General features: G+C 39.8%; 15 protein-coding genes. 5 read left to right on the top strand and 10 right to left on the bottom strand.

All coding sequences use genetic code 11. The features are described 5' to 3' along the window. Nucleotides 1-15: 15 nt before the first annotated feature. The 10 genes from H5092_RS09900 to hemA all read right to left on the bottom strand — a co-directional run bounded on the left by H5092_RS09900 (nt 16) and on the right by hemA (nt 9981). The gene (locus H5092_RS09900; protein ID WP_024605424.1) at nt 16-651 is read right to left on the bottom strand and encodes an alpha/beta family hydrolase; all 636 of its coding nucleotides are present in this window, start codon (nt 649-651) and stop codon (nt 16-18) included. A 2-nt stretch (nt 652-653) separates the two neighbouring features. After that, entirely contained in the window at nt 654-1556 is a 903-nt protein-coding gene (locus H5092_RS09905) for a transcriptional regulator GcvA (protein WP_002958561.1), read from the bottom strand. Between the two features lie 121 nt (nt 1557-1677). Beyond that, nucleotides 1678-2532, bottom strand: a complete 855-nt coding sequence (gene kdsA / locus H5092_RS09910) for a 3-deoxy-8-phosphooctulonate synthase (RefSeq protein WP_002958560.1) — start codon at nt 2530-2532, stop codon at nt 1678-1680. A gap of 9 nt (nt 2533-2541) precedes the next feature. Further along, the gene (locus H5092_RS09915; RefSeq protein WP_024595290.1) at nt 2542-3795 is read right to left on the bottom strand and encodes a DUF819 domain-containing protein; all 1254 of its coding nucleotides are present in this window, start codon (nt 3793-3795) and stop codon (nt 2542-2544) included. 14 nt (nt 3796-3809) lie between these two features. Beyond that, on the bottom strand, nt 3810-4637 hold the full coding sequence (locus H5092_RS09920; RefSeq protein WP_002958558.1) for a tetratricopeptide repeat protein: 828 nt from the start codon (nt 4635-4637) through the stop codon (nt 3810-3812). Between the two features lie 149 nt (nt 4638-4786). Then, nucleotides 4787-5161, bottom strand: coding sequence for a SirB2 family protein (locus H5092_RS09925; RefSeq protein WP_007583965.1), 375 nt, complete (start codon nt 5159-5161; stop codon nt 4787-4789). 29 nt (nt 5162-5190) lie between these two features. After that, the gene (locus H5092_RS09930; protein ID WP_024595292.1) at nt 5191-6735 is read right to left on the bottom strand and encodes a response regulator; all 1545 of its coding nucleotides are present in this window, start codon (nt 6733-6735) and stop codon (nt 5191-5193) included. 54 nt (nt 6736-6789) lie between these two features. Next, nucleotides 6790-7629 carry a peptide chain release factor N(5)-glutamine methyltransferase gene (prmC, locus tag H5092_RS09935; protein WP_182733438.1) on the bottom strand — a complete coding sequence of 280 codons (840 nt, stop codon included), beginning with the start codon at nt 7627-7629 and terminating at the stop codon, nt 6790-6792. Nucleotides 7630-7631: 2 nt separating this feature from the next. Continuing rightward, entirely contained in the window at nt 7632-8717 is a 1086-nt protein-coding gene (gene prfA / locus H5092_RS09940; RefSeq protein WP_002958554.1) for a peptide chain release factor 1, read from the bottom strand. 7 nt (nt 8718-8724) lie between these two features. Then, a complete protein-coding gene (gene hemA, locus H5092_RS09945) occupies nt 8725-9981 on the bottom strand; it encodes a glutamyl-tRNA reductase (protein ID WP_024594740.1) in 1257 nt (418 codons plus the stop codon). A gap of 83 nt (nt 9982-10064) precedes the next feature. On the opposite strand from hemA, the gene lolB reads away from it, so the two are divergent. The 5 genes from lolB (at nt 10065) to pth (ending at nt 13913) form a co-directional block, all read left to right on the top strand. Further along, nucleotides 10065-10652 carry a lipoprotein insertase outer membrane protein LolB gene (gene lolB, locus H5092_RS09950; protein ID WP_182733439.1) on the top strand — a complete coding sequence of 196 codons (588 nt, stop codon included), beginning with the start codon at nt 10065-10067 and terminating at the stop codon, nt 10650-10652. Between the two features lie 2 nt (nt 10653-10654). Then, complete coding sequence (ispE, locus tag H5092_RS09955; protein ID WP_154903382.1) at nt 10655-11512, top strand: 4-(cytidine 5'-diphospho)-2-C-methyl-D-erythritol kinase; 858 nt, start codon at nt 10655-10657, stop codon at nt 11510-11512. Between the two features lie 88 nt (nt 11513-11600). After that, nucleotides 11601-12548 (top strand): ribose-phosphate pyrophosphokinase, encoded by a 948-nt coding sequence (locus H5092_RS09960; RefSeq protein WP_002958550.1) that lies wholly within the window; start codon nt 11601-11603, stop codon nt 12546-12548. A gap of 149 nt (nt 12549-12697) precedes the next feature. Further along, nucleotides 12698-13309, top strand: a complete 612-nt coding sequence (locus H5092_RS09965) for a 50S ribosomal protein L25/general stress protein Ctc (protein WP_002958549.1) — start codon at nt 12698-12700, stop codon at nt 13307-13309. 19 nt (nt 13310-13328) lie between these two features. After that, nucleotides 13329-13913 (top strand): aminoacyl-tRNA hydrolase, encoded by a 585-nt coding sequence (gene pth, locus H5092_RS09970; protein WP_002958548.1) that lies wholly within the window; start codon nt 13329-13331, stop codon nt 13911-13913. Nucleotides 13914-13947: the final 34 nt, after the last annotated feature.

The raw sequence follows: 13947 nt of genomic DNA on the forward strand, positions 1-13947 counted from the left end.
CCCCCTGCTCGAGTCTTAACGTATCTCAATTTGTTGCTTAATAAATTCAACAGCACTTAACGCTGCTGTTTCTCTATTTTGTAGTTCAGTTACGCCACTTTTTTTACGTGGTTTTAATGAGTGATCGCCATCACTCAGCCAAGTAAACAAAGGCTGCTTTGGCATTTTCATAGTAAGAAGTTCTTCACGTGTACCAAATGTATCTCGCTCGCCCTGTAATACTAGAAAAGGGCAAACAATATCAGCAAAATGATCGGTGCGTAATTTTTCTGGCTTACCCGGCGGATGAAATGGATAACCAAATGCTATAACACCTGAAAGGCTTTGCTCTGTACTACATGCAAGCATTGATGCCATGCGACCGCCCATCGATTTACCGCCTATAAACAACGGTAAATCTGGCTGCGCATTCGTTAGCACTCGTTCATAATAAATAAGTAACTTTGGTGCTCGCTCAGGAGGCCTGCGTTTATTAGTTTGTTTAGCGATTTGCATATATTCAAAATCAAATAAACCAACATCAACCCCCTGCTCGCTTATTAATTTTGCCATGTGCTGCATAAAGTCAGAATCGCTACCAGCACCTGCGCCATGTGCAAATATAAACTGTGCTATTGCAGGTTGCTCCGTGCTTTTAAACCATTCAATCATTATTAATACTCATGTTCTTGCTCATGCTCTACTAAGCTCAGCATCCACTCTTTAAACGAAACTATTTTACCAAGCTCTGTTTGCGACTCACGAAGCACTAAGTAATACGCATTTTTACTCTCTAGGCTATGATTAAACGGAATTACCAAACGCCCTGCGTCTATGTCGGGTTTAGCTAATACACTATTGCCAATTGCCACACCTTGTCCATGTACAGCTGCTTGTAACACCATAGAGGAGTGGCTAAATATAGGCCCTTGATTTACCTGGATGTTACGCACGCCTGCGGTTTTCATCCACGTTTTCCAGTTTTTACGTGTAGTGTCGTGTAATAGTGTGTGATGCGCTAAATCACTAGGTTGATCAAGCGGCTTTAACCCGCTTAATAACATAGGACTACAAAGTGGTACTAAATATTCGGTATGAAGCTTGTACGCTTGTACGCCATTCCAATGACCCCTTCCATAATAAATAGCAATATCTACGTCATCCGTGAGTGAGTTTTCATCTTGGTCTTGTGCTTTTATTCGCACGTCTATCTCTGGATGTAACTCATTAAACAAACTCAAACGAGGCACTAACCACTGAATAGCAAAACTAGGGGTTAGGCTTACCGTTAGTGAGCCCTTAGCGCCACGAGCTAATAGCTTTTCAGTTGCATCAATAAGCTGAGTAAAAATCTCTTTAATATCTAAAAAATAGCCTTGGCCTTCTTCAGTTAACAATAAAGAGCGGTTTTTACGTAAAAACAACTTCAGCCCTAAATGCTCTTCAAGTGTTTTTATTTGATGACTTACTGCCGCCTGCGTTACATAAAGCTCTTCTGCAGCTTTTGTAAAACTTAAATGGCGTGCAGCCGCTTCAAAGGCTTTTAATGCGTTTAATGGAGGTACCCGTCTTGACATAATAACCAAGCTTAGAATTAGTTTTTCTTATGCGTGAGATTATATACATCATATAAGTTTGTGTATATTAAAGGCATAAAAAAAGCGACCTGAGTCGCTTTTTAATAAACATCATGCTTAATTATAAATCGCTTGCACTTGTATCAAGTGGGGCAAAGCTTTTAATTAAATCATCAACCGCTTTCATTTGCGTTAAGTAGCCTTCTAACTTACTAAGCGCTAGCGCACATGGGCCATCACATTTAGCTTCGTTAGGATTTGGATGCGCTTCGATAAATAAACCAGCAATACCCAACGCCATACCGCTGCGCGCAAGCTCTGCTGCTTGTGCACGACGACCATCAGCAGAGTCAGCTCGTCCACCAGGGCGTTGTAACGCATGTGTTGCATCAAAAATAACAGGTGCCATTGCCTTCATGTCATCCATACCCAGCATATCAACCACAAGGTTGTTGTAACCAAAGCTAGAACCACGCTCACAAAGGGCTACGTTGTTATTACCAGCTTCATTAAATTTAGTAATGATATGACGCATTTCATGTGGCGCTAAAAACTGTGGTTTTTTCACATTAATAATTGCACCTGTTTTAGCCATCGCCACAACTAAATCTGTTTGACGCGCTAAAAAAGCAGGTAACTGAATTACATCAACAACTTCTGCAACAGGTGCAGCTTGATGCGGTTCATGTACGTCAGTAATTAGTGGAATTTTAAACGTGTTTTTAATTTCTTCGAATATTTTTAAACCTTCTTCCATACCTGGACCACGGTACGAATTGATTGAAGAGCGATTAGCTTTATCAAATGAGGCCTTAAATACATAAGGAATATTTAGTTTCGTCGTAACTTCTACGTAATGCTCTGCAACACGCATTGCTAAATCGCGAGATTCTAATACGTTAATACCACCAAACAGTACAAACGGTTTATTGTTTGCAAGTTCAATTTCATTAATTTTAATAATTTGATCTTTCATTTAAATTCCTTAAGGTGCAACTGCTTGCATCATTAATCCACAAATATAAGCCATATAAGTACCCACACCGTAGCCTAGTACAGCTAACAAGACTCCAACAGGCGCTAATGATGGATGAAACGCTGATGCTACAACAGGTGCTGACGCTGCGCCCCCCACATTAGCCTGAGAACCCACAGCCATATAAAATAACGGTGCTTTAATCAGTTTAGCCACAATTAACATAATGCTTGCATGCACTAACATCCAAATTGCGCCCACTAAAAATAGCCCGGGGTTATTGAAAATAGCGGTTACATTCATGTGTAAGCCAATCGATGCAACCAAAATATATAAAAAGCTAGAAGCTACTTTTGAAGCGCCAAACGCTTCTATTTGCCTCACTTTAGTAAACGATAAGCCTATGCCAATCGTTGTTGATATAACAATTAGCCAAAAGAATTTACTGTTTAAGCTGTATTCTTTTGCCCATTCATAAGTAGTGCCAAAGTACGGCCCCAAAAAGTCAGCGCAAAAGTGTGCTAAGCCAGTTATACCAAATGCAATTGCAATCAGCGTCATGTAATCATTAAGAGTTGGGATGCGTGCATGTTCTGCGTGATATTCTTCCACACGCTTTTTCAAGTCTTCAATTGCGCTTGTATCAGCACCCGTCGCTGCATCAATCTTTTTATGATTTGCTGCCATTAACAATAAAACAGCCATCCAAATATTAGCGACAATTACATCGACTGTAATCATTACAGAAAATATATCACCACCAACTTCAAACATTTCTTTCATTGATGCTTGGTTAGCACCGCCGCCAATCCAGCTACCTGCAACAGTTGTCATACCGCGCCATACGGCATCTGGGCCATGCCCACCAACAATACTTGGGTCAAATGCGCTCACCACTAAAATAGCTAATGGCCCACCAATAACAATGCCTAAAGTACCCACTAAAAACATAATAAGTGCTTTAGGGCCTAAGTTAATAATCGCTTTTAAATCAATACTAATGGTAAGTAGTATTAAACAGGCAGGTAGTAAGTAGCGCGAAGCCACATAATAAACATTAGATTTATTACCATCTACAATACCAAAGGTATTTAATAACGAAGGTAAAAAGTAACACAGCAATAAAGCAGGTACGTATTTATAAAATCGTTTTAAAGCTGGACGCTCACTGTTTGAGGTTTTAAAAATAAACCCCAAAATAATAGCAAGCAAACCAAGCACAACGGCATCATTTGTAATTAATGCGCTTTGAGTTTCAACCATAATTATTCCTATTCTTAATGGTGCGTTTTATTATTATCTTCTAGTTCTTCTATTTGGTGTTGAATAATCTCTATTGCAGGATCGTCCGGACACTCATCTACAAAAAACTGTAAATCATCACGTGCCATTTTAGGGCAACCGAGCTGATTTAATAAGTAACCTCTGTCGCGTCTCTCATACGGGTCGTCGCCTATTAACTCCATTAGCATCTCTACACAGGTTAAAGCATGACCAAATTTATTTTCGCTAATGAAAGACCATTTTTGCTGAGCTAAAAATAACTTATATACTTCGTCATCAAAAATCAGTTCTAGTGGCTCTTGCTCTTGACCATCATCTTCATCTGCGTTTTCAGGGATAATATACCAACTTTGTTGTCCACTGCTTGGCTCTATTATGTAGCCTTCTTCGTCACTAATCGCCACATGTACGCCAACATCACCTTGGGTAAGACTAAGGTTCGCGTCACAGTTAGCTTGTTGTAAAAAATGACAAAGTATAATTGCCAGTGTTGTAGGTGAACCACTGCGCATAGAAAGCGTATAGCTTAATGTATTTAATTTATATTCAGGCACTTTTAAACCTGATGCACTAAATAGCCAATCACTGTAAAACATATCTAATAATTTTTCGAGGCGATCGTGCTCATCACTCACTTTTAAACACAGCGCTGAAATTTGCTGTTCAAAGTCAGTTAAAGTTTCATAACATGGTGTTAAATCTATCTGAGGGTCCCACTTTGACTCTGCTTTAATACAGCGGTAAATCGCTGGAGGTGTAAATTCATCGTAAGCATCATCAAGATAAGATTCATCGTGTTCGTCAAACCCGAGGGTAGTCATTAATACTGCAACATTTTAGAAAACGAAGGCGTAGTTTACCTAACTTTAAAGCTATATACCAATATAGAGGTGTATTTGAATATTTTCTGAGAGGGAGTTGTATTTGAGCTTTACAAAACAACTATAAAGCTCAAATAGTCAGGTATTACTTAAAGCAAAAAAGCTGATTTAGACGTCGCTAAATAACCTATCGCTAAAATAACAGCGGTATTAACTAAAACGTAAGCAACTTTAGCCGTCATTTTAGTTTGTCTGGCGCTTTTAGCCCCAATACCGATGTATATAACCACTAAAACTATTTTTTCTAATAGCCAATATTGTTCAAACGGATTAATTTTAGCCATAAATATAAGCGTAAGTGCAGACACTAATAACAAAGTATCTATACTGTGACTACCAATCATTACTGCTTTATTTTTTGCTAATTTACCACTGCCCATTCGCGAAAAAGCGCGAACATAAAATAATATTACACTTAACATCGCAATTGCCATGTGCGAGTGCTTTACTGCTAAATAATCCATATGCCCCTGTACTTCTGTTTTATAAAAATCTAATCAGGAAAACGGCTAAGAACCGCCTCTAACTCATCAAGCTTTTCGTTAAATACTTCAACCATTTTTGGTTCAAAATGTGTGCCTTTTTCAGCATTAATTTCATCAACCACATTTTGTAATGTCCAAGGCTCTTTATAACACCGTTTATGGCGAAGTGCATCGTATACATCAGCAAGTGCGACTATGCGACCAAATACATTAATTGCGTTTCCGCTTAGACCTTGTGGGTAACCAGACCCATCCCATTTTTCATGATGCTCTTTTGCAATAATTGCACCTGTACTCACAATTTCATGGGGAGAGTCTTTTAAAATAGTATAGCCTTTATCAGTATGGGTTTTCATCACTTCCCATTCTTGAGGTTCTAACTTTGCTGGTTTGTTTAAAATCGCATCAGGAATACCCACTTTACCTACATCATGAAGAGGAGACGCCAACCTTACTAAATCTGCATCATGTTTAGATAAACCATAGCCCTCAGCTAAAATATGACAAATATGTGCTACACGTTTAACATGATTACCTGTCTCGGTTGAGCGCTGCTCTACTGCTTCACTTAACCTATAAACAAGCTCTTGTTGTGTCGCTTCTATTTCAGACTGAAGCTGCACATTTTCAAAGGCAAGTTGCACATTTTGAGAAAATATTTTGATTAAATGACGCTGAGTATCCGTTAAATCCTTTGGGACACCTGATATGAACAGCATTGAGTTATGATTGTACTCACTACTGCAGTACGCAAATAAGTAATTATCTTTATAAATAATACTTTTATCATTAAGCGCCTGATGACACGCACTTAACTGCTCAGCTTGTAATACCTCATCAAGCTCTTTACCTTCACTTTTTTCAAAATCGCCAGTGCCAGAGCAAACTATTAGTTTTTTATTTTTTTCATGTTCTGGGTTTTGTGCAACTAAAGTGGTGGCATACATAGCTTGATCAGCAATACCCAATAAAGATGTTAATTGCTGCATAACGCCTTCAATAAAGTGCTCTATTGAATGCGCAGAAAAAATATCACGAGACGCTATAATTATTTTCTCAAGCCCTTCGCGTGATTGCTCAATCGAAATAATATCCCGATACGAGCGTAGGCTCGACATAATAACAGTAAATAATTTTTGAGCCGTTAGCTCCGTTTTCGATTTGTAATCGTTAATATCATAATTAATAATGACTTGACGTTCAGGTGCCTGGCCAGGTTGGCCTGTTCTTAAAATAATCCGTATATGATTATTTTTAGCTTCTTCACGAATAAACTTAGCAACCTGCAAACCAGCGTCGTCGGTTTCCATTACCACGTCAAGTAGCACAATAGCGGCATCTGGATGCTCTTTTATGAGCTCTTTCGCTTCAGCACCTGAGTAGGCACTAATAAACTCTAAGCGTTTATTTTGAAATTCAAAATCACTCAGTGCTAGTTTTGTAACAGCATGAACTTCAGGTTCATCATCAACGATTAATACTTTCCAGGTACCGTGTTCAATCTCATCGATTGTTTCTTCTGGTTCATCTGAAAATAAAAAATCACCCATCATAGTCGAAATTCCTTCATGGCATTATTTAACGCACTAGTAGGCAATTATTATTCTCTAGGGCCACAGTGCAAGTGTTACACGGTCATTGTTACCAAGGTCTTTCACTGTTTTAATATTAACAAACGCCATTTTTTCAAAAAAATGACGAACAGCTTCACCTTGCTCAAAACCGTGTTCTATTAAAAGATAGCCATTAGATGACAAATAGTCACGTGATTGTGTAATTATTTGTTTAATATCAGACATTCCGCAATCATCAGCCACTAATGCCGATAGAGGCTCAAAGCGCACATCACCCTGATTTAAATGTATATCACTACTTTCTATATAAGGAGGGTTAGTGACAATTAAATTGAATTTTTCGCCATGCAACTCACTAAACCAGTTACTTTGTTTAACATGTACATTATTAATCGCTAATCGCTGCTGGTTACGTGTAGCAAGTGCAACTGCATCGCTTACTCTATCTACTGCAGTAATTTGCCAATTAGGCATTTCACTACCCAGTGCCAACGCTATTGCACCAGTACCTGTGCCTAAATCCAGCACCTTTGCTGTAGCGGGTAGCGCTATTTCAAGTGCTTGCTCGACTAATGTTTCAGTATCTGGTCGAGGTATTAGGGTCGTTGCGTTAATTTCAAGCGATAAGCTCCAAAATTCACGCAGCCCAGTTATATGGGCTACGGGCTCACCTTTTAAACGTCTTTGGATAAATACATTAAACTGCGATTGTTGCTCATCACTAAGCGCATGTTCTGGCCAAGTAAAAAGGTAACTGCGAGGTTTTTGAAGTATATGAAGAAGTAAAACTTGTGCATCTAATTTAGCACTTTCGCTGCTAAGTGCTAATAAGTCAGCACCTGCAGCAATTGCTTGTTCAAGAGTGTGAGCCACAATTACTCGTCGCCCATGGCCGCAAGTAAGTCAGCTTGATGCTCTTGCATTAATGGGTCAATAATCGCACTTAAATCACCGGCTACCACTTCGTTTAAACGATAAAGTGTTAAGTTAATACGGTGATCGGTAATACGACCTTGCGGGTAGTTATAAGTACGAATACGCTCAGAACGATCGCCACTACCTACCAAGTCACGACGTTCAGAGGCTTCTGCCGCATGGCGTTTTTCATCTTCAGCCTGTTGCAAACGTGCTGCAAGTACCGACATCGCTTTAGCACGGTTTTTATGCTGCGAACGCTGATCCTGACACTCAACCACAACACCGGTAGGTATATGTGTAAGTCGAATAGCAGAATCAGTTTTATTTACGTGCTGACCACCTGCGCCTGATGCACGAAATGTATCAACTTTTAAATCTGCTGTATTAATTTGTATCGCTTCAGCTTCTGGTACTTCTGCCATAACCGCAACAGTACACGCTGAGGTATGAACACGACCTTGTGATTCAGTCTCTGGCACACGTTGTACGCGGTGTACACCTGATTCAAACTTTAATTGACCGTAAACGCCTTCGCCACTGATATTTGCAATAACTTCTTTGTAACCGCCATGCTCACCTTCATTGGTGCTTACAACTTCTACTTTCCATTTTTTATTTTCTGCGTAGCGGCTGTACATACGAAATAAGTCACCAGCAAAAATAGCCGCTTCATCGCCGCCCGTCCCTGCACGTACTTCAACAAACACGTTGTTGTTATCTCGCGGATCTTTTGGCAACATTAATACTTGAATTTGATCTTCAATCACTAGTATTTGTGCTTTTGCTTCTTTATATTCTTCTTGCGCCATTTCACGCATTTCAGGGTCAGAATCTTTAAGCATTTCTTCTGCACTGGCTAAATCGTCTTGCGTTTCTTTATAGTTTAAAAACGTTTTTACAATCTCTTCAAGCTCAGAATACTCTTTTGAAAGCGCACGAAAACGGTTTTGATCACTAATGACCGACGGGTCGCTTAGCAGCGCTTGTACTTCTTCATAACGCTCTACTAAGGTTTCTAATTTATTATAAACAGACTCTTTCATTTAACGGTTATTCCTGATCAATACCTAACATTTTTTTCAACTGGTTTAGCTGCGCCACTTCACCTTTTTTCGCTGCATCTTGTATTGCACGGGTAGGCGCGTGCATTAAGCGATTGGTTAATTTATTGGCGAGCTCTAATATAATTTTTTCTGCATCTTTACCTGTATTGAGCTGACTAACAGCACGCTCTACAAGCTCAGACTTAATTGTTTGTACATCGTTTCGATAATGGCGGATTAAATCTACCGAATCGAGTGAACGCATCCACATTGCAAATTCTTTGGTGCGTTCAGTAATAATTATTTGCGCTTGCTGTGCAGCTTGCTCGCGCGCTGCCATATTCTCGCTTACAATGGTTTGTAAGTCATCAACGGAATATAAATAGGCAGCATCTAGCTCCCCAACTTGGCTTTCTATATCACGCGGAACCGCTATATCTATAAATAGCATAGGTTTGTGACGTCGCTGCTTTAGCGCCTGCTCAACCACCCCTTTACCAATAATAGGCAAAGTGCTGGCTGTAGAACTAATCACTATATCGGCTTTATGCAAACGCTCAGGCAATTGCGCCAAAGCAATCACATCTGCCGACACTTCATCAGCTAAGTTACGAGCTCGCTCAATAGTTCTATTTGCAACAGTGATATTTTGAGGCTCATTTTGGTATAAATGTTTAGCAACCAATTCAATGGTTTCACCTGCGCCAATTAATAACACATTGGTCTTATCAAGCTTGCCATAAATATGCTTTGCCAAGTTAACTGCAGCAAACGCTACCGATACAGCACTTGCGCCAATATCGGTTTCAGTTCTAACTTGTTTCGCTACTGAAAATGTTTTTTGAAACAACCTATCAAACGTAACACCTACAGCATCGTGGTTTTTAGCACTAAAAAACGATTGCTTTATTTGCCCCAAAATTTGCGGTTCGCCCAACACCAAAGAATCCAACCCACACGCCACGCGCATTAAGTGATTAATAGCATCGTTATCTTCGTAGCAATAAGTGTTTTTGCTCAGTTCATGTTCATCCAAACCATGGAAACTGGCAAGCCAGCTCAACAGTGTTTGGGAATTTTGCTGAGCGAGGCTACAATAGATCTCGGTTCGATTGCAGGTAGACACAATAACCGCTTCATTAAAGTCGGCATGGCCACTTAATTGTTGCAACGCCTCTGAAATTTGCTCAGGCGAAAAAGCCACTTTTTCACGTAATTCTACGGATGCGGTTTTGTGATTTATACCTAGTGCTATTATGGTCATATTTGCCAAATATTGCTGAGCCCTACTTCAAAGGCGGTAATTTTACCAAAAATCAGCGGAATATGGAAAGTAAGGAACAACATTTGATTCGACAATATTTGATTTTATTCATGTTTTTTTTGTTTTTAGGTGGCTGTGCTCATCAAATTGATACAAAAACAACACTTTATGATGATTGGAAACCACGTTTAGCTGCTCAAAAAACTTGGCAAGTAGAAGGTAAACTTGCATTTATTAGCCCAGAAGAGCGTCAATCTGCAAACTTAAATTGGCAGCAAACAACAAATTCCAATAATTTAATACTGACTACTTTTATTGGTACTCGTATTTTGTCGCTTAAACAAACAGCTAACGGTGCTGAATTAAAGTTTGACGGTGAACAATACTTTGATACTAACGCTGCAGAGCTTTTAAAACGATTAACGGGTTTTACACTACCGGTTGGTAATGCCGATAACTGGCTTAAAGGCACTATTGACGATGAAAGTTTAATTGTTGATGAGCTTGGGCGTGCAAAGCAAGTATTATGGTTTGATAATACAGGCAAAAAATGGCAAATAGATTATGGCGCCTATGTACAAAACGCAGGTTACTGGTTACCTACTAAACTGACGTTAAAGCACCAACAAATAAAAATTAAAATTCAACTATACGATTGGCAGTTTAAATAAGTATGAATAACAAAACCTCTTTTTCACTTATTGCTCCGGCAAAACTCAATTTATTTTTACATATTAATGCTCGCCGAGAAGATGGCTATCATGAACTTGAAACCTTATTTACTTTTTTAAATTTTGGTGATGAGCTGCATTTTGAGTTAACAACAGATGGGAGTATTTCTGTCGGTGGTGATACTAAAGACATCCCTCTAAATGATAATCTCATCTATAAAGCTGCTTTATTATTACAAACACACTGTAAAACCTCTTTGGGTGTAAAAATAAATTTAATTAAGCGCTTGCCGATGGGGGGCGGTGTTGGAGGAGGTTCATCTGACGCAGCGAGTACTTTATTAGCCCTAAATAAGTTATGGAAATTGGCACTAAATTTAGAAACACTAGCTCAACTAGGGCTCAAGTTAGGGGCAGATGTTCCAGTGTTCATACAAGGTCAAAGCGCCATAGCGCACGGTATTGGTGAAAAACTACACCACGTAACACTTGAACAAAAATGGTACTGCGTTGTACACCCTAACCAACATGTAAGTACCGCAAAAATATTTACACATCCAGATTTAAAACGCGACACACCAAAAATAATAGGCGACTGGAAACACCATACTTTGACCAACGATTGTGAGCCTTTAGTTAAAAAGCTTTGCCCCGAGGTTGAAAAAACCCTCCAGTGGTTGCTAAAATACGCACCGTCGAAGATGACCGGAACAGGTTCATGTTGTTTTGTCGAATTTGCTAGCCAAGTTCAAGCACAAGATGTACTTGAAAATCTCCCCCATACTTGGCAGGGTTTTGTGGCTTCAAGCGCAAATGTCTCACCTGCTCATACGGAGTTAACCGCCATATTCGATCAATGAAGTAACGTACAAGTAATCATAAGTTAACCCGCAGTGAAATTTATCATTGCCCGTTAGTCCAAATATTCAGTGCCTGAGGAACCCTACCGTGCCTGACATGAAGCTCTTCGCTGGTAACGCAACACCTGAGTTAGCTCAAAAAGTTGCAAAACGTTTATATATTGAATTAGGCGATGCTGTTGTTGGCCGTTTTAGCGACGGTGAGATCAGTGTTCAAATAAATGAAAATGTTCGTGGCTCGGACGTTTTTATCTTGCAATCAACCTGTGCCCCTACAAACGATAACCTGATGGAACTTATCGTTATGGTTGATGCTCTACGTCGTGCATCTGCAGGTCGTATTACTGCCGTCATTCCTTATTTTGGTTATGCGCGCCAAGACCGTCGTGTACGTTCTGCTCGTGTTCCAATTACCGCTAAAGTTGTTGCAGATTTCTTATCAAGTGTTGGTGTTGACCGTGTTCTTACGGTTGATTTACACGCTGAACAAATCCAAGGCTTCTTTGATGTACCTGTAGATAACGTATTTGGCAGCCCTGTATTACTTGAAGATATGAAAGAACGCGACTTTGAAGACGTCGTTGTTGTATCTCCAGATATCGGTGGTGTTGTACGTGCTCGTGCAATTGCAAAACTACTAAACGATACCGATTTAGCAATCATTGATAAACGTCGCCCTCAAGCAAATGTTTCTCAAGTAATGCACATTATTGGTGACGTTGAAGGTCGTGATTGTATCATCGTAGATGATATGATTGACACCGGTGGTACATTGTGTAAAGCCGCAGAAGCACTTAAAGAACATGGCGCTAAGCGTGTATTTGCATACGCAACGCACCCTATCCTTTCAGGTAAAGCAGCCGAAAACTTACGTGACTCAATGATTGATGAAGTAATTGTAACTGACTCAATTCCGCTATCTGATGAGCTTAAAGCCCTTGATAAAGTTAAGGTACTTACGCTTGCTGACATGTTAGCAGAGACTATTCGTCGTATTAGTAACGAAGAATCTATCTCAGCGATGTTTGAACACTAAAATTAAACATTCCTGAATATAAAAGCGTCTTTTGGCGCTTTTTTTGTAAGCGATGTTTATTTTATCTGGGCGTGGTGGTATGATAGCGCGCCTTTTGGCTAGGGACCTTGGTCGCAAAGGCCCTACACATTTAAATAACTGGAGACATCATGTCTAACAAAACTTATACGTATAACGCTGAACTTCGCGTAGAAACTGGTACTGGTGCGAGCCGCCGCCTACGTCGCGAAGACAAAGTTCCTGCAATCCTTTACGGAGCTGATAAAGAAGCTTTATCTCTTACTTTTGCTCATAAAGATATGATCAAAGCTCAAGAAGACGAAGGTTTCTACACGCATATCCTTACGCTTAACGTTGATGGCGAAGCTGTTGAAGTAATCTTAAAAGATATCCAACGTCACCCATTCAAGCCTAAGCTTACTCACCTTGATTTCCAACGTGTAGATGCTACTCATAAATTTCAAACTAAAGTTCCTCTACACTTCATCGGTGAAGAGATTGTAACTAAAGCTGGCGCAACTGTTGTTCACCAGTTAACTGAAGTTGAAATTACGTGTCTTCCAAAAGCACTTCCAGAATTCATTGAAGTAGATGTTTCTAAGTTTGTTGTTGGCGATTCAGTTCATATCTCTGACCTAACTTTCCCTAAAGGCGTTAGCTCTGTAGATTTAGCTAAAGGCGAAGGCCATGATCAGTCTATCCTGACTATCAAAGCAAACAAAGCAGCTCCAGTTGAAGACGACGCTGCAGCAGCAGAATAATATTTAAGGTCTCGCAACCTTGAATTCTATTCAAATGCTTGTGGGCCTGGCTAATCCAGGCCCCGAATACGCAAACACACGCCACAATGCAGGTGCTTGGTTCATCGAGCAAATCGCTGCACGCTATAACTGCACTCTAAAACACGATCCTAAATATCACGGCCTTACAGGCAAAGTGATCATTCAAGGCCAAGAATTCAAATTATTGATCCCCACTACTTACATGAATTTAAGTGGTAAAGCGGTCAGTAGTTTAGCTAATTTTTTCAAAATCCCTGTCGAGGACATTTTAGTTGCCCATGACGAATTGGATTTAGACCCAGGCGTTGCCAAATTAAAAAAAGGTGGCGGGCATGGCGGTCATAATGGTTTAAAAGACATTATTGCAAAAATGGCAAATCAAAAAGACTTTATGCGCTTGCGCATTGGTGTAGGTCATCCGGGGCATCGTGAAATGGTAACTGGTTGGGTGCTTGGAAAAGCGGCCAAAGAAGACCAAGAAAAAATGGATGCTGCTGTTGATGAAGCAGTTCGTTGCATGGAAATACTTGCAAAAGATGGTGTGTTAAAAGCACAAAACAGACTACATTCGTTTAAACCCTAGTAACTTGGGTCCAAGTACACCGTTTAAACGAATT

Origin of the sequence: Pseudoalteromonas sp. SR41-7 (genome assembly GCF_014163935.1) — a bacterium.
GTDB lineage: Bacteria > Pseudomonadota > Gammaproteobacteria > Enterobacterales > Alteromonadaceae > Pseudoalteromonas > Pseudoalteromonas distincta.

Bases quoted from the DNA above. Each gene is read 5' to 3' on its own strand.
- H5092_RS09900 (WP_024605424.1), bottom strand. From the start codon at position 651: ATGATTGAATGGTTTAAAAGCACGGAGCAACCTGCAATAGCACAGTTT.
- H5092_RS09905 (WP_002958561.1), bottom strand. From the start codon at position 1,556: ATGTCAAGACGGGTACCTCCATTAAACGCATTAAAAGCCTTTGAAGCG.
- kdsA (WP_002958560.1), bottom strand. From the start codon at position 2,532: ATGAAAGATCAAATTATTAAAATTAATGAAATTGAACTTGCAAACAAT.
- H5092_RS09915 (WP_024595290.1), bottom strand. From the start codon at position 3,795: ATGGTTGAAACTCAAAGCGCATTAATTACAAATGATGCCGTTGTGCTT.
- H5092_RS09920 (WP_002958558.1), bottom strand. From the start codon at position 4,637: ATGACTACCCTCGGGTTTGACGAACACGATGAATCTTATCTTGATGAT.
- H5092_RS09925 (WP_007583965.1), bottom strand. From the start codon at position 5,161: ATGGATTATTTAGCAGTAAAGCACTCGCACATGGCAATTGCGATGTTA.
- H5092_RS09930 (WP_024595292.1), bottom strand. From the start codon at position 6,735: ATGATGGGTGATTTTTTATTTTCAGATGAACCAGAAGAAACAATCGAT.
- prfA (WP_002958554.1), bottom strand. From the start codon at position 8,717: ATGAAAGAGTCTGTTTATAATAAATTAGAAACCTTAGTAGAGCGTTAT.
- hemA (WP_024594740.1), bottom strand. From the start codon at position 9,981: ATGACCATAATAGCACTAGGTATAAATCACAAAACCGCATCCGTAGAA.
- ispE (WP_154903382.1), top strand. From the start codon at position 10,655: ATGAATAACAAAACCTCTTTTTCACTTATTGCTCCGGCAAAACTCAAT.
- H5092_RS09965 (WP_002958549.1), top strand. From the start codon at position 12,698: ATGTCTAACAAAACTTATACGTATAACGCTGAACTTCGCGTAGAAACT.